General features: G+C 71.2%; 21 protein-coding genes. 13 read left to right on the top strand and 8 right to left on the bottom strand.

What is annotated here, in order from left to right; genetic code table 11:
- Positions 1-43: 43 nt before the first annotated feature.
- The gene (locus tag G4D85_RS06420) at positions 44-1,894 is read right to left on the bottom strand and encodes a sensor histidine kinase (protein ID WP_164008876.1); all 1,851 of its coding nucleotides are present in this window, start codon (positions 1,892-1,894) and stop codon (positions 44-46) included.
- A 255-nt stretch (positions 1,895-2,149) separates the two neighbouring features.
- On the opposite strand from G4D85_RS06420, the gene G4D85_RS06415 reads away from it, so the two are divergent.
- The 5 genes from G4D85_RS06415 to G4D85_RS06395 all read left to right on the top strand — a co-directional run bounded on the left by G4D85_RS06415 (position 2,150) and on the right by G4D85_RS06395 (position 9,528).
- A complete protein-coding gene (locus G4D85_RS06415; RefSeq protein ID WP_164008874.1) occupies positions 2,150-5,197 on the top strand; it encodes a helicase-related protein in 3,048 nt (1,015 codons plus the stop codon).
- A 165-nt stretch (positions 5,198-5,362) separates the two neighbouring features.
- Positions 5,363-6,157: a TadE family protein gene (locus tag G4D85_RS06410; RefSeq protein ID WP_164008871.1), complete on the top strand. Its 795-nt coding sequence runs from the start codon at positions 5,363-5,365 to the stop codon at positions 6,155-6,157.
- Complete coding sequence (locus tag G4D85_RS06405) at positions 6,136-7,677, top strand: pilus assembly protein (protein ID WP_164008869.1); 1,542 nt, start codon at positions 6,136-6,138, stop codon at positions 7,675-7,677. The genes G4D85_RS06410 and G4D85_RS06405 overlap by 22 nt, the downstream gene beginning before the upstream one ends.
- A 1-nt stretch (position 7,678) precedes the next feature.
- Positions 7,679-8,635 carry a hypothetical protein gene (locus G4D85_RS06400; RefSeq protein ID WP_164008867.1) on the top strand — a complete coding sequence of 319 codons (957 nt, stop codon included), beginning with the start codon at positions 7,679-7,681 and terminating at the stop codon, positions 8,633-8,635.
- Positions 8,632-9,528 carry a hypothetical protein gene (locus G4D85_RS06395; protein WP_240359103.1) on the top strand — a complete coding sequence of 299 codons (897 nt, stop codon included), beginning with the start codon at positions 8,632-8,634 and terminating at the stop codon, positions 9,526-9,528. Before G4D85_RS06400 ends, G4D85_RS06395 begins: the two co-directional genes overlap by 4 nt.
- Before the next feature lie 87 nt (positions 9,529-9,615).
- Here the strand turns inward: G4D85_RS06395 and G4D85_RS06390 are convergent, their stop codons facing one another.
- From G4D85_RS06390 to G4D85_RS06380, 3 genes are read right to left on the bottom strand one after another with little or no spacing between them, the layout of a single operon-like run.
- The gene (locus G4D85_RS06390) at positions 9,616-10,176 is read right to left on the bottom strand and encodes a hypothetical protein (protein ID WP_164008865.1); all 561 of its coding nucleotides are present in this window, start codon (positions 10,174-10,176) and stop codon (positions 9,616-9,618) included.
- 3 nt (positions 10,177-10,179) lie between these two features.
- The gene (locus G4D85_RS06385; protein WP_164008863.1) at positions 10,180-10,941 is read right to left on the bottom strand and encodes a hypothetical protein; all 762 of its coding nucleotides are present in this window, start codon (positions 10,939-10,941) and stop codon (positions 10,180-10,182) included.
- A gap of 46 nt (positions 10,942-10,987) precedes the next feature.
- Positions 10,988-11,212: a hypothetical protein gene (locus G4D85_RS06380; RefSeq protein WP_164008861.1), complete on the bottom strand. Its 225-nt coding sequence runs from the start codon at positions 11,210-11,212 to the stop codon at positions 10,988-10,990.
- 180 nt (positions 11,213-11,392) lie between these two features.
- Between G4D85_RS06380 and G4D85_RS48815 the strand changes: the two genes are divergently transcribed.
- Positions 11,393-12,013: a hypothetical protein gene (locus G4D85_RS48815; protein ID WP_205525434.1), complete on the top strand. Its 621-nt coding sequence runs from the start codon at positions 11,393-11,395 to the stop codon at positions 12,011-12,013.
- 979 nt (positions 12,014-12,992) lie between these two features.
- Here the strand turns inward: G4D85_RS48815 and G4D85_RS06370 are convergent.
- Positions 12,993-13,370 (bottom strand): hypothetical protein, encoded by a 378-nt coding sequence (locus tag G4D85_RS06370; RefSeq protein ID WP_164008856.1) that lies wholly within the window; start codon positions 13,368-13,370, stop codon positions 12,993-12,995.
- A gap of 151 nt (positions 13,371-13,521) precedes the next feature.
- On the opposite strand from G4D85_RS06370, the gene G4D85_RS06365 reads away from it, so the two are divergent.
- Both G4D85_RS06365 and G4D85_RS06360 read left to right on the top strand, forming a co-directional pair.
- Complete coding sequence (locus G4D85_RS06365) at positions 13,522-14,799, top strand: AHH domain-containing protein (protein ID WP_164008855.1); 1,278 nt, start codon at positions 13,522-13,524, stop codon at positions 14,797-14,799.
- Positions 14,800-14,808: 9 nt separating this feature from the next.
- A complete protein-coding gene (locus tag G4D85_RS06360) occupies positions 14,809-15,378 on the top strand; it encodes an imm11 family protein (protein WP_205525433.1) in 570 nt (189 codons plus the stop codon).
- Positions 15,379-15,387: 9 nt separating this feature from the next.
- Here the strand turns inward: G4D85_RS06360 and G4D85_RS06355 are convergent, their stop codons facing one another.
- Positions 15,388-17,151 (bottom strand): ABC transporter ATP-binding protein, encoded by a 1,764-nt coding sequence (locus G4D85_RS06355; protein WP_164008853.1) that lies wholly within the window; start codon positions 17,149-17,151, stop codon positions 15,388-15,390.
- 158 nt (positions 17,152-17,309) lie between these two features.
- Here G4D85_RS06355 and G4D85_RS06350 point away from each other — a divergent pair, with 158 nt between their 5' ends.
- The 4 genes from G4D85_RS06350 (at position 17,310) to G4D85_RS06335 (ending at position 22,958) form a co-directional block, all read left to right on the top strand.
- Positions 17,310-17,750, top strand: coding sequence for a hypothetical protein (locus G4D85_RS06350; protein WP_164008851.1), 441 nt, complete (start codon positions 17,310-17,312; stop codon positions 17,748-17,750).
- A 98-nt stretch (positions 17,751-17,848) separates the two neighbouring features.
- Entirely contained in the window at positions 17,849-18,976 is a 1,128-nt protein-coding gene (gene dnaJ, locus G4D85_RS06345) for a molecular chaperone DnaJ (RefSeq protein WP_164008849.1), read from the top strand.
- A 170-nt stretch (positions 18,977-19,146) separates the two neighbouring features.
- Positions 19,147-21,327, top strand: a complete 2,181-nt coding sequence (locus tag G4D85_RS06340; RefSeq protein WP_164008848.1) for a penicillin-binding protein activator — start codon at positions 19,147-19,149, stop codon at positions 21,325-21,327.
- A complete protein-coding gene (locus G4D85_RS06335) occupies positions 21,324-22,958 on the top strand; it encodes a WD40 repeat domain-containing protein (RefSeq protein ID WP_164008846.1) in 1,635 nt (544 codons plus the stop codon). Before G4D85_RS06340 ends, G4D85_RS06335 begins: the two co-directional genes overlap by 4 nt.
- Here G4D85_RS06335 and G4D85_RS06330 read toward each other — a convergent pair.
- Complete coding sequence (locus G4D85_RS06330) at positions 22,952-23,644, bottom strand: ferredoxin reductase domain-containing protein (RefSeq protein ID WP_164008844.1); 693 nt, start codon at positions 23,642-23,644, stop codon at positions 22,952-22,954. The genes G4D85_RS06335 and G4D85_RS06330 overlap by 7 nt on opposite strands.
- Positions 23,645-23,703: 59 nt before the next feature.
- Here G4D85_RS06330 and G4D85_RS06325 point away from each other — a divergent pair, with 59 nt between their 5' ends.
- Entirely contained in the window at positions 23,704-24,474 is a 771-nt protein-coding gene (locus tag G4D85_RS06325; RefSeq protein ID WP_164008842.1) for a transglycosylase domain-containing protein, read from the top strand.
- Between the two features lie 2 nt (positions 24,475-24,476).
- On the opposite strand, the gene G4D85_RS06320 is transcribed toward G4D85_RS06325, so the two are convergent.
- Entirely contained in the window at positions 24,477-26,336 is a 1,860-nt protein-coding gene (locus tag G4D85_RS06320; RefSeq protein ID WP_164008840.1) for a serine/threonine-protein kinase, read from the bottom strand.
- Between the last annotated feature and the right edge of the window lie 98 nt (positions 26,337-26,434).

The following is a 26,434-nucleotide window of genomic DNA, read 5'->3' as shown; positions in this document are numbered from 1 at the left end:
AGGTGAATAGCTGACCCACTGAGGGTGGAATCCTACCCCCTGGTTACGCCCGCGCCTCCGAGGGGACGCACGACGTGGTACGTGGGGTCCGGGGAAGCTCAACCGTGAATTCCGCGCCTTCCCCGGTGCGACTCTGTACGTGGATGGAGCCGCCGTGGGCCTCGACGAGCTGGCGGACGATGTAGAGGCCCAGGCCGGTGCCGGGGTGGTGCTCGCCGCCATGGACGCGCTGGAAGCGGCGGAACAGGCGCTGCTGGGCCTCGGGGGAGATGCCGATGCCGGCGTCCTTCACGGTGAAGCGGGCCTGGTCGGCATCCGCGTGGACGTGCACCTCCACGGGGCGGCCCCGGCCGAACTTGAGGGCGTTGCTGACGAGGTTGGTGACGACGCGGTCCAGGCGCTGCCTGTCCCACTGGCCAGAGGCGCTCTCCTCCACGCGCAGGGTGAGGGCGCAGCCGGCGGCGGCGGCCTGGTCGGCATGGCGCTCCACCACCTCGCGCACCAGCTTCGCCAGGTCCAGCTCCTCGGTGTCCAGCGTCATCCGGCCGGCGGACATGCGGGACAGGTCGAGGAGGTTGTGGACGAGCCGGCCCAGCCGCCGCGTCTCCATCTCCGCCCCGCCCAGCCCGTCGCGCATGCGTGGATCATGCCCGTTGGCGCCTTCCAGCATGCGCAGCCGCCGCAGCCGGAGCTGGAGCGAGCTGAGCGGGTTGCCCAAATCATGCGCGGCCACGCCGATGAGCTCGAGCGCGTCCTGGGCCTCGGCCAGCAGGCGCGCATTGTCCAGCGCGAGGGCGGCGCGCGCGGCCAGCTCCTCCATGAAGGCGCGGTCCACCTGGCCGAAGCGGCGGTGGGGGCCGGTGGACAGCAGGCACAGCGCGCCCAGCACGCGTGAGCCCACGGCCAGCGGCACGGTGAGGGCGGACGTCACGCCCAGCGTGCGCAGCAGCTCGCCGTGCGCGGTGCCGTCCAGCGCGTGAGGCAGACACGCCGCGTCCAGCTCCGGCAGCAGCTCGCTCCGGCCCGTGCGCACCACGCGCGAGGGGCCCACCTCGCCATCATCCGGGCAGCGCAGCAGCGGCTCCCACAGGCGGCTGGCGGCGTCCGTGTCCGCGCAGGCCACGGCCTGGGGGCGCACGGTGCCGTCCTCGGTGGGGGCGAAGAGGATGCAGGCATCCGCCACCTCGGGCACGCACAGGCGGGTGAGGGCCTCGCCCACCTCGCGCGCGCCGGACAGCGGCTGGAGGACGCGGCCGGCCTCCGCGAAGAGGGCCTGGGCGCGCTCCATGCGGCGGCGCTCGGTGATGTCGCGCGTCACCTCGGCGAAGCCGTGCAGCCGGCCGCGCCCGTCGTGCAGCGCGGTGAGCAGCGTCTCCGCCCAGAAGCGCGTGCCGTCGCGGCGCATCCGCCAGCCCTCGGACAGCAGGCGCCCCTCGCGGGCGGCGCGCTCCCGGTGGGCCCGGGGCACGCCCGCGGAGACCTCGTCCTCGGCGTAGAGCCTGTCCGCGTCGCGCCCGGTGACTTCCGCCTCGGACCAGCCGCTGAGGCGCGCGGCGCCCGCGCTCCACGCGGTGACGCGGCCATACCTGTCCAGGAAGCACAGCGCGTAGTCCGTCACACCGTCCATCAGCAACTGCAGGCGCTGCTCGCTGTGCTCGTGCCGCGTGTGGAGGGGGACCAGCGAGCGGTGCAGCACGAAGCCCAGCGCGCCCACTCCGGCCAGGCCGAGCAGCCCCGCCACCAGCGCCTGGGGTAGGGCTCCTGGCACCGCGCCTCCGGTGGGGCCGTGGCCGTACAACGCGGACAGCAGCGTCCCGAGCAGCAGTACACCGGTCAGCATGCAGGCAGACAGCCCCGCGCCCACTCGCTGAGCGAACGTCCAACGGCGCATCATGTGGCACTCCCCCCCAGCCGCACCGGGAAACCCCGTACGACAGGCCGAGTCAGCATCACCGATATGCGCAACCGAGAACATCGCCCCATCGGACGGGGCGGAGTGACCCCAGGGAGATTGTGATCCGACCCCTCGGCAGGGGCGCCGCGGCCGGTTTGCGGGATGATCCACGGTGTGTGCAGACGGGATGGCCTTCGTGATGGCGGGGGGTTATGAGGCGAACCCCCCAATTCCAGGGGCCCTGCTTCCAAGCCTATGTCCCTCGTCGAAGGTTCGAAGGTCCGCTACCTCCCGCAGCCCGAATGGGGTGTGGGACACCTGATGTCCTTTCAGGAGGAGGGCGCCAAGGCGCTCGTCTCCTTCCCGGCCCGGGAGGACGCGCCGGTGCTGGTGTCCACCAAGGGCGGCGCGCTGGTGCAGTACCCGCTGCCGCCGGGCGAGCCGGTGCTGACGTACAAGGGACGGCTGGCCCTGGTCATCCGCGAGGAGCCCGGCGCGCGAGGCCTGCGCCGCTACGTGCTGCGCTACGCGGACACCGGCGAGGAGGACGAGCTGCCCGAGTCCGAGGTGCGCGCGCTGCCGCCGCGCTCGGACCTGCTGTCCACGCTGCGCGAGGGGCGCGTGGGCGAGGCGAAGGCCTTCACCCTGCGCAAGCAGGCGCTGGTGCTGGACGACGAGCGCCGCTGCGACGCGCTGGGCGCGCTGCTGGCCAGCCGCATCATGGTGAAGCCGCACCAGGTGGGCGTGGTGCAGCGCGTGCTGTCCGCGCGCCGGCCCCGCTTCGTGCTGGCGGACGAGGTGGGCCTGGGCAAGACGATTGAGGCGGGCATGGTGTTCAGCGCGCTGCGGCTGTCGGGCCTGGCGCGCCGGTGCCTCGTGGTGGCGCCCAGCCACCTCACCGTGCAGTGGCTGGTGGAGCTGTTCCACAAGTTCAACCAGCTCTTCACGCTGATGGACTCGGACCGCTACGAGCAGTCCCTCAAGGAGGCGCCGGGCGTCTCGCCCTGGGCGCGCTTCCCGCTGGTGGTGACGAGCCTGGAGCTGCTGTCGCGCAGCGCGGAGCACCGCGGCGAGCTCGGCGCCGAGGACGCCTTCTGGGATTTGGTCATCATCGACGAGGCGCACCACCTCAAGGGCGAGAAGGCCTTCGAGGCGGCGAAGGTACTGGCGGGCAACTCATGGGGCCTGCTGCTGCTCACCGCCACGCCCATGCAGCTGGACCCGGCGGAGTACCACGGGCTGCTCACCCTCATCGACGCGGCCACCGCGCCCACGGTGGCGGGCTTCGAGGAGCGGCTGAAGCGCCAGGAGGAGCTGTCCTCCGCCGTGCGCGCGCTGATGGAGGGAGGCAAGCCCTCCGCCGCGGTGCAGGCGCTGGCGAAGCGCTTCCCCGAGGACACGAAGCTGGCGACGCTGAAAGACAGGGACGCGCTGCTCCAGCACCTCGCGGAGACGTACAGCCTCAGCGACAGGCTGGTGCGCAACCGTCGCGCGGTGGTGGGCGGCTTCTCCACGCGCCGGCTGCACCGCCACCCGGTGGAGCTGCCCGCCGAGGAGCTCGAGATTCGTGACGCCGCGCTGGCGGCGCTGGCGGGCGGCACCCTGCGCGGCGCGCCGCTGGGCAACGTGCTGCGCCGGCTGGAGTCCAGCCCCGCCGCCTTCGCGGGCGCGGTGAAGGCCAACCCCGTCCTCAAGGGCCAGGCAGACGCGCTGCGGCTGCCCACCCGCGACGCGAAGTTCGTCGCCTTCCTCAATGTCCTGCGCGGCACCTGGAAGACGGAGCCGGCGGCGAAGGTGCTCGTCTTCACGGAGAGCCGCGACACGCTGGACGCGCTCCAGTCGGAGCTGGGGCGCGAGGGCGTGGAGGCGCTGGGCTACCACGGCGACCTGCCGCTGGTGGAGCGCGACAGGCAGGTGGCGCGCTTTCGAGACCCGGAGGGCCCGAAGGTGCTGCTGTGCACGGAGGTGGGCGGAGAGGGCCGCAACTTCCAGTTCGCGCACCACCTGGTGCACTACGACTTGCCCTGGAGCCCGGCCACGGTGGAGCAGCGCATCGGCCGCCTGGACCGCATCGGCCAGACGCACCCGGTGGAAATCCACGTCTTCGACCCGGCGGGCACGCTGGCGTCGGACGTGCTGATGCTGCTGGCGGATGCCGTCGGCGTCTTCGGCGAGACGGTGGGCGGCCTGGACGCGGTGCTGGAGGAGGTGGAGGACCGGCTGGCGGAGCTGGCGCTGCTGCCGCGCGAGGCCCGCGTGGCGTACGCCCAGGAGCTGAAGGCGAAGGTGGAGGCCGCGCGGGCGCAGGTGAAGCGCGCGTATGACCCGCTGCTGGACGTGCGCAGCTTCGACAAGCCGGCGGTGGAGCGGCTGGTGAAGCGGGCCCAGGAGCGCATGGGCATCGAAGAGGAGGACGAGGGCGAGGACGGCGAAGCCGCGAGCGTGGAGGACGGCCTGTGGGGCGTGGCGCGTGACTTGGACGAGCGCCTGGAGGAGTCCGTCACCGAGCTGGCGCGCCGGGTGGGCATCGGCGTGGACACGGACGAGCAGGTGGAGGCGTTCCAGGTGGCCTTCCAGTTCGGCCATGCGCTGAAGGTGGACGGGCTGCCGGGCCTCGACGTCATGGAGGACCGGACGGTGCTGGGCACCTTCTGGCGCGACACGGCGGTGGAGGCGGAGGAGCTGGAGTACTTCGCCACCGGCCACTCGCTGGTGGAGGCCCTCTTCGGCTTCCTGCGCGACGGCCCCTATGGGCGCAGCGCGTTCCGCTTCATCGAGAAGCGCGGGCCCCTGAAGGCGCGCGGGCTGGAGCTGCTGTACCACGTGCAGCTCCCCGAGCCGGAGGACACCTCCCCGGGCGCGCGCGTGCCCAGCCGCCAGCTGGCGCGCTTCCTGGAGCGCACGCTGCTGCGCGTGGCCGTGGTGGAGGGTGCCAACGGCCCGAAGGCGGACACCACGGTGCTGCCCGCGCTGGAGACGGAGGGGAAGGGGCTCAAGGGCGACGAGGTGTCGCGCGCCTTCCCGGGCTTCGGCGCCTTCGTGGACGCCTCCGTGCCGGTGGGCCAGAAGGCCGCGCAGGCGGAGCTGGCGAAGCTGGCCACCCGGGCGCGCAAGGCGATTGAGGCCGAGCGCGACGCGGCCGCCGAGCGTCTGCGCCTCTCCCTCGCCCACCAGGGCCTGCAGGCCGACGCCGTGGAGGCGCAGCTGGACGCCGAGCGCACCCACTACGAGCGGCTCCTCAAGGCCCTGGCGGGGGCGAAGGTGGTGCTCGACTCCGCCTGCGGCTTCGTCATCAACCGCTGACGCGCCACGTCATAAAGGGGCGTCCACCCGCCAACCCCTTGGATTCCTGGCGGGTCTGGCATGCCCCCACTGTGTCTGTCACAGTGGGGCTGTGCGCAAATGTGAGGCCCCCGTCCATTTGACCGATTCCTCAATCAAGCAGAAACAGGGAATTCGTTAGATGTCATGCCACCCCCGGGCACGCAGCGCACATCCCCTCAGTCAGGCCAGGCCGCGGTAGAGGCGGCGCTGACGTTGCCGCTGGTGGTGTTCCTGGTGCTGGGGACGCTGCAGCTCTTCATGATGTTGCAGGCGCGAATCCTGGCGCAGGTGGCGGTGTACCGGGCGGTGCGCGCGGGCAGCCTCAACCACGGCAGCTGCCTGCCGATGACGCACGCGGCGCTGGTGACGATGCTGCCCACGGTGACGCGCACGGACACGGGGGCGCGGCTGGCGGAGGCCTTCTCACCCCGGCGCCACAACCACTTCCGGGTGCGCAGCTCCTCCGGGGACGCCTTCAACGAGCCGATGATTGAAATCGTCCGCGAGTCGCCGGACGCCGGCTGGGCCCAGTCGCTGGAGGGCGGCGAGGACCTGCTGTTCGACCAGCCCACGAACAACGCTGGCGCGCTGCGGGCGCGCACGTTGGAGATACGAATGGTGGCCTGGTACTACATGCGCATCCCGTTCGCGAACTGGGTGATGAGCCGCATGTTCCTGGCCCACTTCCAGCTCCAGCGTTACACGGCCACCAATCCGCTGATGCCCGTGCAGAAGCGCGCGGCCTGGTACGGCGAGACAGACGACACGATTGGGCGGGACAGGTGGCCGGGTGGAGACCTGGGCGACCGCATGGTGCGCTGGAGCAACCAGGGCCACTTCGTCTTCCCCATCCAGGTGAGCGCTGCCATGCGGATGATGACGCCCGTCATGTCCGAGTACTTCCAGGGAGGTCCCGCGTGCAGCCCTCACGGCTTCTGATACGCGCGCGGCGAGGGCAGGCGCTGGTGCTCTTCGCGCTGACGTTGCTGCTGCTGACGCTGATGGTCCTGATGACGCTGGGCTTCGGCATGCGCGCGAAGGAGCGCGTCGAAATCCAGATGGCGGCGGACGCCGCGGCCTACAGCCAGGCGGTGGCCACCGCGCGCACCTTCAACGCGATTGCGGTGATGAACCGCGCGCAGGTGGCGCACATGGTGGCCATGGCCGGCACGCAGGCGCTCATCAGCCACAGCAGCCAGGAGTTCGCGGCGCACAACGTGGTGTGCCCGGAGGACATCCCGTCCGCCGAGTGGCACGCCGGGGACGAAGCAGCGGCCAGCCAGGTGAAGAGCCTCCAGGGACAGGCAGGCAGCTTCCACAGGGCCGGGATTGCCATCTACACGAAGCTGCTGACCGACCATGTCATGGGACAGGAGCTGACGCGGAAGGTCGCGGCGGCGGTCAATGGCGAGCTGGAGGCCCCCCTGGAAGGTGCCGCGAAGAGCTTCTCCGAGCTCAACGGCAACAACGCGGTGCGCTCGCGCGAGGACGTCATCAATGCGCTGAAGGCGGGAGGAGGCGCGTGCGGCGCGGGTGACGGGGCGGTGTGCATGTCCGGCGGAGGCACGCTCGCGCTCAATGCCACCATGGGGAGCATGGGCTGGACGTGGGTGCACAACCGGGGTGGCGGCAGCGCGGGCTTCGGCACCGGCGGCGCCTCGGTCTCCACCGCCTTCCGTCACTACAGCTCGGCGGGGGAGATGGACCCGTCCACCTACAACACCATCTCCGGCCGCAACTCGACGGCGCATGACCATGGGCGCGGCGTCATTCCCACGCAGTGCCGCTCGGCGCCCCCGGTGCCGGCGGTCGCGAGCGATGCGTGGGTGATGTCCGACGAGGAGCAGACGCACGAGGACCAGCACGTGTACGGCGCCCGCGTGTCCCCGGGCCAGGCCATGGAGAACGGCGACCCCCCGTACAGGATGCACACGCTGGGCGCGTGCGCCGTGTGCCCCGGCATCTGGCCCTACTCCATGGGCTACAACGTAGGCGAGCTGCAGCGGGGCGCGGCGAACCAGTACGGCCAGCCCAAGCTGTACAGCATGCTGTACCGGGACTACGCCAGCCCGCAGCGGCGGAGGAACCCGGACCCGTGGAACCTCCTCTTCCGCTTCCGCTTCACCGCGGAGAGCGACACGACCTTCGACAACAGCAGCCCACTGGGCCGCATTGGCCCGACGGGGCGCGAGGACGTGCAGCGCAACCAGGTGGCCCTGGCCGCCGGCCTCGTCTACTACCACCGGCCGCGCCCCGCGGCGCAGGGCGGCGGCTGGCGCGAGCCCCCCAACTTCCTCAACCCCTTCTGGCGCGCCACGCTGGCGAGTCCCGAGGGCTCCGTCGACGACCGGCCCGCGGACAGCCTGGCGGGCGCGGGCTTCACCGAGCACGCGCGGGCGCTGCGCCGGTTGGTGGGCGAGGGCTATCGGGGTGGCGGCCCGGGCGGAAGGGGGTACTGACATGCGCTCGCGCGCGTCCCGGGGACAGGCGCTGGTGGAGGCGTCGCTGGGCCTCATGGTGTTCGTCACCATCCTCGTATTCGGCATCTACTTCGCGGAGGTGGGGGCGCTGACGCTCAAGGTGCAGGAGGCCGCCAACTTCGCGCTCTGGGACGCCACCGGGCGTGTGCTGCATGACCCGGAGGACGGCCAGTGGGGCCGGCGGGGCGTGGTGGCGGACGCGGAGGCGGAGGCCGGCGGGCGCTACGCGGACTTCGACGGGCGCGAGCGGATGGGCGGCACGGGCATGCCGATTCAGCAGGCGATTGCGAGGGCGCAGCCCATCCAGGTCGACTGCCGGCCGGCACTGCCCGCGGGCGTGCCGGGCCTCCCTCCGAGCGCGGCGGAAGTCGCGCCAGGGGATGCTCCCCTGGCCGAGGCGATGAACGTGGGCACGGAGGGCATGGGGTGCACGGCGTCCTCGAGCATCCGGGCCGTGCGCGTGGGGCGGTTCATGGAGGACAGCTTCTTCAAGGTGGCCCACCGTCGCGCGGCCGCCGCCTTCACCGTCTGCGCCGCCGGGCGTGCCTCGGACGGCAACTGCACCGGTCGCTTCGGAATGCTGCTGGACGACTGGGGGCTGTCGGGCGTGCAGGAGGGGCGTGCGTGTCCGCTCAGCATCAACAGCGGCGCCCCGTGCCCGAACCGGGACTACTACCTGTGGGCGCAAAGCGTCTACCGGGCCAACGAAGGAGGCGGTTTTGCCGGGTCCGCGCTCGCGGGGCTGGTGGGGGCGGCCTCCGTCAATGAGGACCAGTTCTTCATGAGCTTCCGCGGCGAGGAGGACAACTACGAGGAGGACATCGGTCCCACGCACGCGGGCGGGCAGTCGCGCTGGGAGGTGACGCCCTTCGACGCGCCCAACATCCAGAGCCACAACGCCGGGCGGCAGAACCATTGGCTCGGAATCCCCCGGTGAAGTGGACACTCGCGGCGCTGGCTGGGGTGTGCCTCCTCGGCGTGGGCGCGGCCCCCGGCGCGAAGGCGGCGGAAGGAACGTTCGTTCCACGTGCGACGGCTCCCGGCGCGAAGGTGCCGGAAGGAACGTTCGTTCCACGCACGGCCGGCTCCGGGGTGGCTTCACCGGGCTCCGCGGCGGCGGGCACTCCGGTTCGCGGTCGCCCGACACCGGTGGCTCCGGCGGCTTCAGCGCCTCGGGACGAGTCCGGCGGTCCCCCGCGCTTCTCGTGGCCCAGGTTCCAGGTGCTGGAGCACGTCGAGGTGAGTGAAATCGTCGAGGCCGGTGGCGTGCCGGTGGCCCTGCGCGCGGTGCTCGTGAAGGAGCGGTTGCAGGAAGCGGTGCAGCGCCTCGCCGACGCATTCACCCGGGCGGGCCTCTATGTTCCTCCGGGCAGCGAGCAGCCCCAGTTCGCGAGCGGCGCGGTGATGCTCACCGCCGTGGATGCGCGCAGGCGCGTGACATACACCGCCATCCTCCAGCCACGGGAGGACGGCGCCACCACGCTCTATCTCGGCGAGGCCAACCACATGTTGCGCCGCGAGCCCGTCGCCGCGGGAGACTTCGCGCCCCTGCCGCCCGGCGCCAGCAAGGTGCTGCGCGTGGGCAGCGAGAGCGCACGGACGATGGCCTTCCACGTGCCCCTGTCCGCGGCCGACGTGGACGCCTTCTACGCTCGAGCCCTGGCGCAGCACGGCTGGAGGCGCGCGGAGGATGCGCCGGACTTCTACACCCGTGTCGGTGAGGAGCTTCAGCTCATCCACGAGCCGGGTGAGGGCGGGCTGCGCGCCGTCGTGCTGGTGTACCGGGGAGGGGCTGTTCCCCCGAAGGCCGCGACGCCGGGCGCTCCCTGAGCGGTGGCCCTCCGTGAGCGGCCAGTGCGCACGGCCTCCTGACGCGGCCCTGCTCGACGCCCCGGCGCGGCGTCCCGCCACGCCACCTCAGGCGCGCAGCTTCCCGCGCAGCGTCTTGGCCCGGCCCTGCATGTCGGGGTCCATGCTGGTCAGCTCCACGGACTTCAGGCGCTGATCCAGGCTCTGCGGCACCTTCGTCTTGAGCTTGCCCTCCTCGGACATCAGCTCCAGCTTCGCCAGCGCCTTGTCGACGATGCGCTCGCGCGGGTGGTCCAGGAGGGAGTCGAGGAAGTACGCGTCCTCGGGCAGCTCCGGGTACTTCTCCAGGTAGTCCACGACGGCCTTCACCCAGTCGGCGCGTGTCTCGGACTCCGTCACCTTCAGCATGGCCTGCTTCTGGGCCTTGCGCTTGCCTTCGGGGTCGAACGTCTTGGCCAGCCCCTCCGGCAGCTCGCCGCCGGTGAAGAGCGAGTCAGCGGCGGCCTTGTACTTCTCGTAGCTCGCGCTGCGCTCGATCTTCTGCTGCGCGGGGTCGTCCTGCCGGGAGTGGTACTTGCTGCCCTTGCTGCGGCTCGCGTCGATTTCACGCCAGCTCTTGTTGCGCTTCCCGGAGAACCCGCCCCCGTTGTCGTCCCTGTCCTTGGCCATCCTTCATCTCCCCTTGCGAGCGCTCCAGAGCGCCGCGAGTCCGCGTCGGACGAGACGCCGCACCGCCTCCAGTTCCTGGGAGGACAGGGGCTGCTCCTCATCCTGCTCCGCCTCGAAAAGCGCCTCGTCCGCGTAGTCCCGCAGCGGCTGTGGCACCGGTGGAGCTTCTGTGTCCGCCTCCAGCGCCGCCGGGTTCACGGGTGTGAGTCCTGGCGGCCAGCCCAGCTCCAGCATGGCGTACAGCTCGAAGAGCAGGTGGCGGGCGACGCCGTATCCTTCGTCCGTGAGCCCCGCGGCGTCAAGCGCGCCCAGCAGCGCGTCCTGCCGGTTCTCGAAGGCGTGGGTGAGCCGCGTGCGCGACTTCTCGTCGTCCTCCAGGTAACGCCAGGCGGCTTCGATGAATTCGGCCGAGGGCTCTCCGGGGTGGAAGGGGGTGGGCGCCGTGGGCTTCACCTTCTTCGGGCGCGGCGGGCGCGGGCCGTCATCCAGCCGCACCGCCTTGCCTTCCTCGACCAGGTCCCAGAGGCCCAGCAGGTTCTGGTACAGGCGCCGGGCGATTTCGGGCGAGGGGAAGCGAGGCTCCTCCTCGAAGAAGGTGGGGATGACGTCGCTGTAGGGAGTGCCCTCGGCCTGGGCGGCCTGCATGCGGGCAAGCACCCCGGCGCTGTCGAGGGGGCTGCCGGCCAGGTCCAGCAGCCCGTCGAGCGTCTGCGGGCCCTCGAACTGGCGTTGGAACTCGGCACCTCTGTCACGGGAACGGCTCATGGTGGAAGGGACGCTAACCCCAGCAGGCGAGCGGGCGCACGTGGCTTCAGTGTTCGCCGGGCCATTCGCCCATCAGCGCGTCCTGGTGCTCCTTCGGATTGGAGGGCCACGCGTAGTCCTCGGGCACGTAGCCACCGCCGTGCGAGGCGGACCCGTCCCAGCTCACGTGGCCTCGCAGGAAGTCTTCCGACTCCTCTTCCGTCACGGCCCGGCGGTTGGCGGGGACGGTGAAGGGCGCGTCGATGGGCTGCTCGGGAACGATGATGGCCATGGGTGGAGTCCTCCGAGGAGTCCCGGGGCGTGCGGATGTCCGCTGTCGTACGTGGCCGGTGTCCTCCTGTGTCCAGGGAAGCTAGGGAGCCGGCACGCGGAGGAGGAGCGTGTGGAGCCGGGCAGCCGAGGGGCAGGCCGTCTTCCGTTTCGGGCCCGTCGCTCCTACTCTCGGGGCCACATGGCAGACAGTTCGGTGGAGACGTTGAAGACGGCGGTGCAGGCGCTCTACCGCGTCACCGCGGTGGAGGGGCCGCCGGGAGAGAACGGGCTGCGCACGGTGTGGCACCTGTGTCCGGACGGCGCGGAGCTGCTGTCGCTGGTGGACCTGGACGGGCGCGTGCAGCGGCAGGAGCTGACGCTGCTGGATGACCACTACATCTGGGCCAGCGGGCAGGGCGTGCGCACCGGCATCCTGGAGCGCGGCGGCGCGAACAAGGTGGGGAGCGCGGCGGTGGTGGTGAACGCGGACCCGCAGCTCGTCCCGCACCGGCTGCTGCGCGCGGCGCTGGCCCTGGGCACGTACACGGGGCAGGACCGCTACATCCTCCACATGCAGCGCGTGCTGGCGCTGGCGCGCGAGGGGCTGGAGCTGAACGTGCAGCGCCCGTCCGAGCCCACGCTGCCGTCGCTGGCGCCCGCGGCGGCGGCGCCGTCGGTTCAGCTCGCGTTCGGCCAGGCGCTGCCGGATGAAGTCCTGCCACCCGTGGTGCGCAAGTCGGAGGGCCTCATCATGGTGGCCGTGCTCTCCCTGGGGGTGCTGGTGGGGCTGGCCATCATCGTGCTCATCCTGCGCGGCTGACCTTCCGGCTCCGCCACGCCCAGCAGGCGCAGCGTGTCCAGCGGGGTGGGGGCCACGCCCTGGCCGGCGGGGATGGCGATGGGGGCGCGCTCGGTGACGGAGCGCACGGGGTACGCGTCGAGCACCAGCAGGACGGCCACGGCGCCGGCGGGCACCAGCCGGGCGGACCAGCCCAGCGGGGAGTGGCCATCAGCGGCGGTGCGCCGGGCCAGCAGGGCGAAGCCGAGCACGGAGAGCACGGCGGTGCATATCCAGCGTGCCAGGCGCAGCTTCTCCGCCTCCGCGAGCCCCGCCGTCACCAGCTCCAGCCGTCCCGTCTCGGGGACGCGGGCCAGTCCGGTGAGCAGCTCGAAGAGGTGGCGGGCCTCCAGCGCGCCCACCAGCGCCACCGAGGCGAGAGACGCGCAGACGCCGCTGGCCAGCAGCAGGCCCCGGGCATGGCGGCGCTCCCTGGCCGTCTTCGCGCGGGCGCAGCCGGAGCACGCCAGCGCGAGTCCGGCGGAGAGGCCCAGTAGCAGCGCCGCGCTCGTCCAGGCGCCCAGCAGCCGCGGCGCCATGGCCTGTCCGGTGCCGGTGGCGAGCATGAGGCCCGCCTCCACCGCATCCGGGTGGGGAAGCATGGCCCTGGCGCGCTCCACGAGGGCCTCGGTACCCATCAACCCCAGCATCCACGGCAGCGTGGCCATGCCCAGCATGACGGCCAGTGGCACCCGGCGCTCCATGCCCGTGCTGGCCAGTGCCAGGGACAGCAGCGGCAGCTCCACCAGCAGCGCCACGGCCACCACCGCGGCGAAGGGGCCCGCCGCGTCCACGGCCCGCTCCAGACCGACGGGGCCGTGCATCAGTGGCGCAAGTGTGAAGCACCACAGGAACACCGTGACAGGCACGGCCGACGCCACGGAGAGCCCGGGCGCGATACGGGGCCGAAATGGTACGAGCATTTCAAGAGAGAGTAGGCTCTCCTGTTAAAGCTGTAAATTCAGACCGGGGGACGACCGATCAGCCAGTAGACGACGCTGGAGAGGGCGCCCACCACGGGAGACACCAGCACACCCAGCAGGTAGAGCCGTGGGCACCCACCCTCGGCGCAGCCGATGCGGCCCTGGGCGAGGGCGCCGCCCAGCAGCAGGGGGACGTGCATTCCAATGAGGAAGACGCCGAGGCCGCGCAGCACGAGGCCCCGGTACCAGGTGCGCGTCCACAGCCTGAAGACGAGGGGGACGAGCACCAGGGTGACGGTGGCCGCGGCGGCCAGCGCCACCTGTCGGGCCGACACCGCCACACACGCCAGGCCCGCGAGCGCGAGCGAGGGCACGAGCAGCAGGGCGTTGAGGGACAGGGGCTCCCGGTAACGCATGGGTACCGCGCGACGGTGGCAGAGCGGGCAGGGGGAGGCAAGGTCGGAGGTGAGGACTTGTCCGAGGGGATTCCGACCAGGGATGTCTGTCTGTGCTGGTATTGCCTGATTTGGCTTCCGAGAGGACGCGGACGCCCGAATCGAGGCCGCCATGTCGTCGCGCTTCATCTGCGCGCTGTTGCTGGGCTTCCTGGGAGCAGGCTGCGCGAGCACGCGCGGGGTGCGCCTGGAGACGGGCGAGGGGGCGCCGCTCGAGTACGTGCCACCCACCTGGGGTGGGTCGGTCGAAGTGGACGAGGACGACTTCGAGGAGGCGCTGGCGCTGCTGGTGTTGGAGCTGCCCTTGTCCCTGCGGCCTTCGGAGGCGGGGTGGCTGGTTCGTGCCTCGACCCGGGGCGGCATGGTGGACCGGGCGCTGCGGAGCACGCTGCACAGGGACTATGGCCACTGGTGCCGGGCGCACGAAGCCCCTGGAGACTGTCTGTCTTTGCTGGAGGACGGGCTGGGGCTGGGCGAGACGGACAGACTGAAGCTGGCGCTGGGACTGTCGCTGGACCCGATGCACGAGAGCCTCGCGAACGCGGTGGAGGACACCCTCAACCCCACCTTCTTCAAGGCCGTGGTGGTGTCGGCCCTGGTGTCCTGGGCGCTGCTGGCGGCGGCACCCGAGCCGCTCTTCACCAAGGCGGCCGCGGCGGTGGCACTGGTGATGGTGGCGTACCTGGGAGGCGAGGTCTTCCTGAGGGTGGTGGCGGCGTGTGGTGAGCTGAAGCGGGCCGCGGACAGGGCCACCACGTTCCAGGAGTTGGAGGAGGCCGGCGCGCGCTTTGGCGGAGTTGTAGGAGACGCGGGCGCGCGAATCTTCGTTCTCGCGGTGGCGGCGGTGGTGAGCGGAGGCACGACGGGAGGCGCCGCATGGCTGGCGTCACGGCTGCCCTTGTTCCCGGGCATCGGGCAGGCGGCGGCGCTGAGCGCATCCCAGGTTGGAGTGGACCTGGCGGCCATCGACCAGGTGAGCGCGGTGGCGGTGGTGGAGGGCACGCTCGTCATCACCCTGGCACCCAATGCGGTCGCCATGGCCGCGAGGAGCGGGGGCCGGAAGCAGGACCATCACCTCGCCACGATTCGCAATGAGAAGTCCGCCGCGCGGGGCGGGCCCTGGACGCCGAGGTTCAAGCGCATCTTCGACAAGGCGGGGATGAAGCTGAAGGACCCGGAGAACGTTGTCCCGGTCGAGGGCCATAAGGGACCTCATCCACAGGCGTACCATGAGCGTGTCTACCGACGATTGGAGCTGGCAACGGAAGACTGTCGCAATATCGCGTCGTGCAAGTCAGCGCTTCAGAAGGAGCTCCGCTTGCTTGCGAAAGAAGCCTCGACGCCGGGCACGCTGCTCAACAACCTGCTCACGCAGCGCGTGAAGCCATAGGATTGCCTGATGCCCAAGCGGTACTTCGACCTGGCTGACGACGTCTATGCGCCTCGCCGGTGGAATCTGGGGCATCCAACGGATGGTCAGGGACGGGAAGTCGATGACCCCTGGATGTTCAGGAAGGGGATGCCCGTCTCCGTGAAGGGCCGTCTCAAGATTCCCGTGGAGGAGCCCGGGCGGGCGCTGGACTACTCTCACGCGGGCTTCAGCACTCCCGTGGTCCGCGCCAACGTCGCCAACATCTTCTCCGAGATGGCTCCGGACGACGTCCAGCTCATCCCCGTGGATGTCGATGGCCAGACGGAACCGTTCTTCATTCTCGTGGCCACCCGGCTCATCCGCTGCATCGACGATGCTGCATCGACCGAGGTGCTCTACTGGAAGCCCGAGGATGAGCGGCCCGAGAAGCTCGGCCAGTATCGGGACGTCTACGGCATGCGCATCGACCCCGCGAAGGTGGGCGACGCCAGGGTCTTCCGTACCTGGGGCTGGTCCATCGCACTCATCGTCTCCGAGGACATCAAGACGGCCCTGGAACGCACGAAGGCCACCGGCCTCAGGTTCACCGAGGTGTAGCTCGGCCCCTCAGGCCGCGACAGCGCCCTCACCCAGCAACTGCATATACCGCCCGCGCAGCGCGAGCAGCTCCGCATGCGTCCCGGCCTCCACCACCCGGCCGCCCTCCACCACGGCAATCAAATCCGCGTCGCGCACCGTCGACAGTCTGTGCGCAATCACCAGCACCGTGCGCCCCTTCATCAGCGCCGCGAGTCCCGCGCCCACCGCCGCCTCGCTCGCCGCGTCCAGCGCGCTCGTGGGCTCATCCAGCAGCAGCACCGACGGCCTGCACAGGAACGCGCGCGCCAGCACCAGCCGCTGCCGCTGTCCGCCCGACAGCCGGCTCCCGCGCTCACCCACCGGCTCGTCCAGCCCGCCCGGCAGTGAGCGCACGAAGTCGTCCGCGTGCGCCAGCCGCAACGCCTCCCACAGCTCGGCGTCCGTCGCCTCCGTCCTGCCCAGCCGCAGGTTGTGCCGCACCGTCCCGGAGAAGAGCACCGGCTCCTGCGACACCCACGCCACCTGTCCGCGCACGCTCGAGGGCTTCAGCCCCGTCAGCGGCGCGCCGTCCCACAGCACCCGTCCCCCCGACGCCGGCAGGAATCCCAGCAGCACGGAGAACAGCGTCGTCTTCCCCGCGCCGGAAGGGCCCACCAGCGCCACGCGCGCTCCGGCGGGCACCACCAGGTCCACGCCGCGCAGCGCCTCGCGCCCGTCCTGGTACGTGGCGCGCACGCCCTCCAGCACCAGCGCCTTCGACAGCGGCCCGGCCGCGTCCCCTTCGTCCGGCGGCGCGGGCTCGTCCGCGAGCGCGAACAGCCGCTCCGCCGCCGCCAGGCCCGTCAGCACCTGGGAGAACGTTCCGCTCAGCGACTTCACCGGCTGGTACAGGAGCAGCGCCGCGGCGAGGAAGGACAACAGCCGCCCCGCCAGCGCCGGGTCCGCCGCCACCGCCCGCGCGCCCCACGCAATCGCCATGGCCACGCCGGCGATGCCCAGCCACTCCACCGTGGGGCTCACCGCCCCGCGCAGGAAGAGCGAGCGGCGCATCTCCCCGAGGTAGCGCTCCGCCTCGCCTTCAAAGGACTCCACCGCGCGCGGCTGCCCGCCAAAGGCCTGCACCACCGGCAGGTTCTGCAACTGCTCCGCCGTCAGCGCCGTCAGCGCGCCCAGCCGCTGCTGCGAGCGCGCGGCAACCTTCTTGAGCGAGCGCGCGAAGCGGTTGATTGGCAGCACGGTGACGGGCACCACGATGAACGTGAAGAGGAAAAGCCTTGCATCAATGAGGAAGCAGGTGACCAGCAGTGCGACAATCTGCAGCCCGTCCTTGATGTAGGACGTGAGCGCCTGCGTCACCGAGAACTCCACCAGCGGGACCTCCGAGGTGAAGCGCGTGAGCAGCTCTCCCGAGTGACGCCGCTCGAAGAACGCGGGCGGTTGGCCAAGCAGCCGGGCGTAGAGGAAGCCTCGCAGATCCGCCATGACGCGCTGGCCCAGCCGCTGCATCAGCCCTCCCTGGAGGAACTGGGCCGTGGCCTTCACCACCGCGATGAGCACCACCAGCAACGGCAGCCGCTCGAGCAGTGCATCTCCCGGCAGTGACACGCCGGCCACCGTGATTGGCTCGCCGGTGAGCACCGCGCGCAGCAGCGGGCCCACCACCCACGCATAGGCGGACGTGGCCGCCGCGGCGACGAGGGACGCGCCCACGCCCGCCGCGAGCAGCCAGCGGTACGGACGCAGGTAGCCGAGGAGCCGGCGGTAGACCTGGGGTGAAGGACGGGGAGCCACTGTTCGGCGGCGGACTCTGTCACCGAGTCGCCGCGACGTCCAAGGCCACGGACACGCGTTATTTCACGCCTTGTCGCCTGCCCACCCACCTGCCACCGGCGGCAGGCAGGCCAGTTCCATTGCCCCCCTCCATCCCTGCGGACAGCTTCATGGGAGCCATGGAAACCAATAACGAAAAAGAGGCCCTGTTCAATCCGGGCTGCGAGCCGGTGGTTGAAGAGGAAGAGCGCCGGCGGCTGCTGTGGCTCATGGCCGAGTACTTCCGCACCATCGGGTACACGGACATCAAGGCCCGCCTTCCCGGCTTCATGCCGCCTCCCATCCTGTCGGGCACCATCGAAGATCACCGCCCCGACTTCACCTGCCGCCAGTCCGACTCCGCGCGCACGCCCATCATCCTGGAAATCGTCACCCCGAACATGGTCGACGAGCCGACCGCGGAGAACCGCTGGAGCCTGCTGGCCAGCGCCGCGAAGCTCTACAACGCGGAGCTGCACTTCGTGGTGCCCAAGTGGGCCGCCAACGGGCCCGTGGACCCAGGGCTCAAGCGCCGGCTGGCTCGCATGGAGCTGACGGCCAACCGCGTATGGACTGTCTAGGTTGCACCCCTGGATTGCTGGTGCGTTTCGCTGCGTTATAGTGACTCAAGATTCTATACGCTAGCGAAAAGTCCAGCAATTTCCAGGGGTTGTAATCGATGGCAGGTGCGGCGGGTCAGAAGCGCGACTACTACGAGGTCCTGGGCGTCCAGAAGGCGGTCTCCGCGCAGGAGCTCAAGAGTGCGTTCCGCAAGGTGGCGCTCCAGTACCACCCGGACCGCAACCCGGGGAACCACGAGGCCGAGGAGAAGTTCAAGGAGGCCTCGGAAGCCTATGAAGTGCTGAGCGACCCCGAGCGCCGGGCGAAGTACGACCGGTTCGGGCACTCGGGCAACCCCTTCGAGGGCTTCGGCGGCGCCGGTGGCGGCTTCCAGGGCGTCAACATCAACGACATCTTCGGCGAGATTTTCGGCGACATCTTCGGCGGTGCCCGGGGTGGACGCAGGACGAGCTCGCGTGGCGCGGACCTGCGCTACAACCTCGAAATCACCTTCGAGGAGGCGGCCTTCGGCTGCCGGCCCAAAGTCACGATTCCGCGGCCGAAGAAGTGCGAGACGTGCACCGGCAGCGGCAGCAAGAGCGGCGCGGGCCCCCGGCCCTGCGGCACGTGCGGCGGCGCGGGCGAGGTGCGCTACACGCAGGGCTTCTTCGCGGTGTCCCGTCCGTGCAGTGACTGCGGCGGCACCGGCGCGGTGGTGCCGGACCCGTGCCCGCGCTGCAAGGGCAGCGGCAAGGTGCCCTCCGAGGAGGTCATCGAGGTGGCCATCCCCGGCGGCGTGGACAACGGCACCCGCGTGCGCCTGGGCGGCATGGGCGAGCCCGGAGACCGCGGCGGCCCGGCCGGAGACCTCTACGTCACCGTCATCGTCAAGGAGCACCCGCTCTTCCAGCGCGAGGAGTACGAGGTCTTCTGCGAGGTGCCCATCTCCTTCACCCAGGCGGCGCTGGGCGCGAAAATCGACGTCCCCACGCTCGACGGGAAGGTGAAGATGACCATCCCCAACGGCACCCAGTCCGGCAAGGTGTTCCGCCTCAAGGGCAAGGGCATCCCCCACCTGCACAGCCAGCAGCGGGGAGACCAGCACGTGCGCGTGGTGGTGGAGACGCCCACGGAGCTGACCGGGAAGCAGCGCGACTTGCTGGAGAAGTTCGCCGAGGCCGCGGGCGAGGAGTCCCACCCACAGTCCAAGAGCTTCTTCGCCAAGGTGAAGGAGCTGTTCGGCTGACGACGTCCCGTGGGCGTCGGGCCGCGCTGCCGTGGCTCCCGGGCCGCGAAGCGTGAAGCAGCCGACGCCCGCACGGCCGTGGGGCACGGGTACGGGCGCTGCAAGGGGGAGGGGTTTCCCTGTGGAATCTTCCCCCCGCTCCGTTGTCGACGGAGGCGCACCCCACTGCTATGCCACTGCCTGCCATGGACGTCCTTCCCATCCTGCGCCGCTCGCTCGCCGTCGCGCTGGCCCTGTCGTTGACGGCCTGCCCCCGGACTACCCGCACCCCGCCGCAAGGTGGCACCACCGGCGAAGACGTCCCCACGGGCGACCCGTTCCCCAAGCGCCCCACCGTGGAGGCGAAGAAGGACCCCGCCGCGGACGCGGCCCTGGCGCAGGCGAAGCAGGCCGCCCAGGCCGCGCCGGACAAGAAGAAGGCCGCCGAGTCCTTCCTCGCGGTGCGCAAGGCGTACCCCGCCACCACCGCGGGCCAGGACGCGCTCTACCAGGCCGGCGTCCTCTTCTTCGAGTCGAAGGACTTCGCCAACGCGCGCAAGTCCTTCAACGAGCTGCTCTTCGAAAACCCCCTGCACGCGCAGGCGGATGACGCCAAGCACAAGCTGGCCGTCTCCGCGATGGAGGTGGGCGCCTACCGCGACGCGTACCAGACGCTCTCCAGCCTCGCGGAGCGGGCCGAGGGCGCCGAGCGCGTGCAATTGCAGGCCGAGGCCGCTCGTGCCGCCGAGGGCGCGGGCCTGTATGGCCAGGCGCTGGAGCTGGCGGTGGAGCAGGCCGGCCAGGCCCAGGGCCCCGAGGCGCAGGCCGCCGCGGTGGCGCGGGTGGAGACGCTGGTGGAGGGCCGCGCGGACTTCGTGGACATCGCCCGCGTGGCGGAGGGGCTGTCCCCGTCCAACCCGGCGTGGCCCGTCATCACCTTCAAGCTGGCGCGCGTCTACTACCACCTGCGCGACTGGACGCGCCTGGAGGAGACGCTGAACCGCTTCCTCGCGCAGGCGCCCAACCACGCCTTCGCCGGACAGGCGCGCGAGCTGCTGGCCCGGGCCACCCGCCGCGTGGAGGCGAAGCCGCGCACGGTGGGCGTGCTGCTGCCCATGACGGGCCGCTACCAGCCCATTGGCGAGGCGGTGCTGCGCGGCATCCAGCTGGGGCTGGAGGGCAGCAACGTGGAGCTGGTGGTGAAGGACACGCAGGGCGACGTCAACAAGACGGGCCAGGCCATGGAGCAGCTCGCCTTCGACGACGGCGCCATCGCCGTGCTGGGGCCGCTGCTGGCGGACGACGCGAAGCGCGCGGCGCTGGTGGCCGAGGAGCTCCAGATTCCGCTGCTGACGATGAGCCGCCAGGAGGGCGTCACCGACCTGGGGCCGTACGTGTTCCGCAACATGCTGACCAACTCGGCGCAGGCGGACGCCATCGTCGACTACGCGATGAACGTGAAGGGCTACAAGCGCTTCGCGCTGCTCTATCCGAACATCCCCTACGGCGTGGAGCTGGCGGACACCTTCTGGGACGACGTGGTGCAGCGTGGTGGCACCATCCGCGGCGCGGAGCGCTACTCGCACGACCAGACGACCTTCACCACCGAGGCGAAGAAGCTGGTGGGCCGCTACTACCTCGAGGACCGCGGCGACTACGTGGGCGGCGTGAGGGAGCTCCAGGGGGAGAACATGGACGCGTTCCGCCGCCGCAAGGCGCTGGAGAAGGTGAAGAGCGGCGTGGAGCCCATCATCGACTTCGACGCCATCTTCATGCCGGACGACTGGCGCCGCGTCAGCCTCGTGGCCCCGGCGCTCGCCGTGGAGGACATCGTCACCAACGCGTGCGACCCGCGCGACCTGGAGCGCATCCGCAAGACGACGGGCAAGAAGGAGCTGAAGACGGTGACGCTCTTCGGGGCCAACCAGTGGAGCAGCCCGAAGGGGCGCTCGGGGCTGCCGGAGCTGGTGGAGCGCGGCGGCAAGTTCGTCACCTGCTCGGTGTACGTGGACGGCTTCTTCGTGGACTCGCAGCGCCCGGCCACGCGCCGCTTCGTGAAGGAGTACCGCGAGGCGTACAAGGCGGAGACGGGGAAGGACCCCGGCCTGCTGGAGGCCATCGGCTACGACTCGGGCCGCATGCTGCGGCAGCTCATCGAGAAGAAGGAAGGCGCGCCGCGCACCCGCGCGGAGATGCGTGATGCGCTGGCCAACCTGAAGGACTTCGACGGGGCCACCGGCCGCACCTCCTTCAACGAGAAGCGCGAGGCGGTGAAGCCGCTGTTCCTCCTGTCCGTCGACAACAAGGGCATCACCGAAATCAACGTGGAGAAGGAGAAGGCGGCCTCTGCCTCGGGCGGCTCGGGCTCATGAAGTGGGGCCGGAGGGCGGCGGCGCTGCTGGCCGGAGGGTGCCTGGCGGTGGGCGCGGGCTGTGCGCACGCGCCACCGAAGCTGGCCCCGGACGTGGAAGCGCGGTTGGAGGCGACGCCGGGCGGCTACCTCACCGGAAGCGTGGCGGGGTGGCAGGAGGCGGTCGTCCTCAACCGGCGGGACTTCATCTGGGGCCTCGCCTTCTCGCCCCGGGGCGGGCGCCTGGCGTACACGCGGCTGGGCTCCAAGGCCTACTTCCTGTCGCTCTGGTCGCTGGGGCCGCCGCCGACGCTCGTGGCGGACCCGAGCATCAACCCGTACGAGTTCGACGTGGAGGGCGTGGCCTTCTCGCCGGACGGTGGCCTCGTGGCCACGGCGGGCAAGGACGGCGTGGTGCGCCTGTTCGACGCGGCCACCGGTGAGCTCCGGGGCGAGCGCCGCACCGAGGAGCCGCTGGACGCGGTGGCCTTCCACCCCGACGGTGGGTGGCTGGTGACGGGCAGCCTCAAGGGGCTGATGACGGTGCTGTCGGTGCCGGCGCTGGAGTACGCCTCCGAGGAGCGCGGGCACGTGGGGCCGGTGAGTGCGCTGGCCTTCGCTCCGGACGGGACGTTGTACTCGGGCGGCTGGGACAAGCACCTGCGCGCGTGGCGCACGGGCGTGGAGGCGCTGCGGCCGGGCGTGGCGCGCGTGCGCTTCGAGCGGCGCGGTGGCTCGGCGGTGCTGGGCGGCACGGTGAATGGCAAGGCGCCGGTGTCCCTGGTGTTGGACGCGCGCGCGCCGGCCGTCGCTCTCACCAGCGAGGCGGCCACCGCGGCGGGCATCGACGTGCCCTTCCTCAAGGAGACGCTCAACGTGCCGGGCGCGCTGGGCACCATCTCCGCGCGGCTGGCGCGCAACCAGTCCGTGCGCTTCAAGTCGCTGGTGCTGGAGGGCGTGGACGTCGCGGTGTGCGACTCGTGCGTGCCCCAGGGCAGCCAGGGGGTGCTGGGCAGCCCCTTCACCGACAGGGTGGAGGTGGCGTTCGATGAGGTGAATCAGGAGGCCATCCTCACGCTGAAGGGCGGCGTCCCCGAAGGCATGCGCGCGGTGGACTCGCTGGTGCTGTCTCCGCGCTCGGACTTCACCTTCCCTGCCTACGTCAGCGACGTCACCGTGGACGCGCGCGGACAGCGGCTGGGCGTGGGCCTCTCCGAGCAGAAGCCCGAGCGCAACCGCGTGGTGTACGAGCGCGAGCGCAAGGGCGTCGACGAGCCGCAGGGCCCTTTCAACGTGGGCGCGCTGGTGGATGCGCAGTCCGGCCAGGTGCTGCAAAAGTGGCCGCTCCACAAGGGCGTGGTGTCCACCGCGGCCATCTCCCCGGACGGGCGCTCGCTGGCCACCGGGGGCTGGGACAAGCGGGTGTACCTGTTCACCGAGGGCGACGCCGCCGCGCGGGGGGAGCACGAGTTCGACTGGTCCGTGCGCCGGGTGCGCTTCAGCGCCGACGGGCGTCACGTGGGTGTGGCCGCGTGGACGCCGCAGGTGGCCAGCAGCAGCGGCGACAGTGACCCGGCCGCGATGCTGCTCGGCGTGCGCTACACGGAGCCCACCATCACCACGCCGGTGGAAGGCGCCGCCGCGCCTCAGTAGTTGAGGTGGATGTCGGTGCGCGGCATCCCGCGCGCCTGGAGCGTGGCCTTCACGCCCTGCACCATCTCCGACTGGCCGCAGAGGAAGGCCACCGCGCCTTCGACGGACTCCTCGCCCAGGTGGGCCTGCACGTAGCCGGTGAGGCCCTGCCAGCCGCTGGCGCCGGGCTGACTGACGGTGCGCACCACGCGCACGCTGCCTGCCTCCCACTCGTGCAACTCGTCCGAGTACGCGAAGGCGCTCGGCGTCCGCGCGCCGAAGTAGAGCGTCACCCGGCCGTACGCCTCGCGGTCCCGGCGGATGCTGGCGATGACGGAGCGGATGGGGGAGATGCCGGAGCCCGTGGCGAACAGCAGCAGGTCATGCCCCCGGGCGCGCTCCATCGGGAAGCCCTTGCCCTCGGGCCGGGTCACCTCGACCCGGGCGCCGGGCGTCAGGCGGATGAGGGCATCGGGCAGGGGGCTGCCATCCTTGAGGAGGAACTCCCACTGTGTCCCCTGGGGGTCGGGCGGGGAGGCGATGGCGAACAGGCCCTCTTCCTGGCCGGGCAGGCGCAGGCGGACATATTGCCCGGGGTGCGCATGGGTGCCCACCAGGGGTGTGCCCTGGATGTCGAGCACGAGGTCGGTGAGGCCATCGGCGGCGGGTGCGGTGTCGGAGATGGTGGCCGGGTGCCAATCGCGCATGGTGGATTCGGTTTTAACCCGTTGCGCCGGGTGCGTGCCTCCCCTGGTAACCTGGGGATGTGAAGAGTCTTCTCTGGATAGTGCTGTTCCTGCTGGGCCTGGCCGGCGTGGTCATCCCACTGGCGTATCTCTATACGGCCAGCAAGCTGCCTCCGCTGGAGAGCGAGTTCGACGTCGAGAAACAGCTCAAGCACAGCATCGAAGGCGAGCGCATGAGCCTCCGGGCGGGGCAGTACCAGAAGAACCCCCGCCCCATCACCTTCGCGCGCCCGGACTTCTCGCGGCTGCCCAAGGACCTGGTGGCGCTCTACATCCGCCACATGGGCTGCCCCCGGTACTTCCAGACGCCGCGCGAGGACGGGCCCGCCTGGGCGTGGCGCCTCTTCGCGGGGGTGACGACGGGCACGACGCCGCCAGGAGACGGCGGGTGCGAGCGCCTGCTCGCCATGCGCATCGCCAACGCGCTGGGCATCCAGAGCACCGTGCAGCAGTCGGTGGCCGCGCACCGGCTGCACACCTTCATGCAGAAGGACCAGCTCATCGCGTACGACCTGGCCATCATCTACTTCGAGCGCGGCGTCGTCGGCGTGGAGGACGCGGCCTTCGCCCTCTTCGGGCGCGACCTGGCCGACCTCCAGCTCGCGGAGCTGGCGGAGCTCCAACTGGCCCTGCCGCCCTTCGGCTACTACGGCGACCTCAAGGTGTGCCGCAACCCGACGGTCATCCGGCAGAACCGCGACATGCTGCTGGAGGACCTGTCGGGCTGGAAGCTGGTGAGCGAGGACCGTGCGCGCAACGCCATGGCCCAGCCGGTGTTCTGCACCCGCTGAGCTCACGGCTTGAGGTAGGCGCTCTCCAGGTAGTTGAGCCCGGCGGAGATCTTCTGCCGCTGGGTGCGGTCCGCCGAGTCCGCCTGCTTGCGGTACCTGTCCAGCATATTGAACGCCGTCTCCACCTGGGCGTCCTGGAGCTGTCCGGCGAGCAAACGCGTGGAGATGCGGCTCTCCAGGTCGTCGATGCGCCGCTGCAGGTCATTCAGGCGGGGCGCGCTCCCCGAGAGGGCCCGCGCCTCGCGAGGCGTCGAACTCCCGGACTCGGAGGTGCGGCCGCGGGTGCCTGAGCGGGGAGCCCTCGCCTCGGCGCGAGCCTCCGTCAGCGGGGCCAGGTCCCGAGCCGCCAGCGCCGCGGCCCCAGTCCCAGGCGCCGTGTCCGCCACGGCGGCGGGAGCCTCGGGGGGCGTCCCCTGCTTCGCGGCCTCCACGGGCGCGGTGCTCGGGCCGGTGGCCGGAGCGGCCGCCGCGCTCCCCACCGTGGCAGGGCTCGTGGCGGCTCCGGCGACGGGAGCTTCGACCCCGGTGGGAGCCGTGCCCTGGACGGCCACTGGCGGAGCGGGCGGCGTCGGAGCGACCGGGCCCGAGCCACGGCTGACGAGCGCGACTCCTCCTCCCAGCAGCACCACGGCGGCGCCGATGGCCACGGCCATGGGCACGCGCTTGCGTCCGGACGGGGACACGCCCGCGGCGCGCAGCTCCTGGGACGTCAGCTCCGCGCCCTGCAGCTCCGCGGGCACGGGCACGGGCGTGGTGGGCCGGCGCGAGTCCACGTCCTCCTTCGGGCGCGGCTTCTCGACGGGCGCGAGGGCGCTCGGGTTGGAGCGCGTGGACGAGCGGAGCGTGCGCCGCAGCTTGTTGAGCTGCTGCCGCAGCGCATCCGCCGAGTTGGGGCGCGCCTCCGGGTCCTTGGTGAGCATCTGCAGGATGAAGGCGTCCAGCGCGGGCGGCAGGTCGGGGACGAACTCCGAGGGCCGGGGCGGGCGCGCCTCCACGTGCTTCATCAGCAGGTCCACCGGGGACGTGCCGACGAAGGGCAGCCGGCCCGTCACCATCTCGAAGGTGACGACGCCCAGCGCGTAGAGGTCGGTCATCGGACCCACCTCCTGGCCCCGGGCCTGCTCGGGCGCCATGTACTCCGGCGTGCCCACCACCATGTCCGTGCGCGTCTGCGCGCTGCGGCCGGTGGGCGTCTGCGCGCGCTTGGCGAGGCCGAAGTCCAGCACCTTCACGTAGCGCGAGCCGTCCGGCTGGCGCACGAGGAAGATGTTGCTGGGCTTGAGGTCTCGGTGCACCACGCCCGCGCCGTGCGCGGCGGCCAGCGCGGCGAGCACCTCGTCCAGCAGCGAGAGGGCCTCCTGCACCGGCAGCCGGTTCTTCTCCGTCAGCACCGCGTCGAGCGCCTGGCCGTCCAGGAACTCCATGACGATGTACTGCCGCCCGTCCGGCACCTGGCCGAAGCCGAAGATGTCGATGATGCCGCGGTGGCGGATGGCGTTGACGGCGCGGGCCTCCGCCAGCAGCCGCTCCACCTGCTCGGTGGAGTGGGCCAGCTCCGGGCGCAGCACCTTCACCGCCACGCGCTTGCCGATGAGCGGCTGGATGCCCTCGTACACCAGTCCCATGCCACCCACGCCCACGCGGGTGCGCAGCTCGTACTCGCCGAGCTTCAGGCCGACGAGCGGGTCTCTGGTGCCGGTGTCCATGAGCCGGGCATCCGCGGCGTGCACCACCACCTTGGGCTCGGGCGTGGGCGGGCGCACGTGGAACGACGTCAGCACCACCGTCCCGTCGCGCGGGCACACGGCGGTGTCAGGAGGAACGGAAAGACCGCAGGTCTCGCAGATCAGCTCGGATGCCATCTCAACCAGGGGGAGCAGCGTAGCAGGTTGATACACCTGACGCGATGTACCGGGCCCGGGGGACCAGGCGAGCGGTCAGGCACCGCACGCCGAGTCAC

This window comes from Pyxidicoccus trucidator, assembly GCF_010894435.1.
In the GTDB taxonomy this organism is placed as follows: Bacteria; Myxococcota; Myxococcia; order Myxococcales; family Myxococcaceae; genus Myxococcus; species Myxococcus trucidator.
This window is presented reverse-complemented; position numbering and strand designations above follow the sequence as displayed.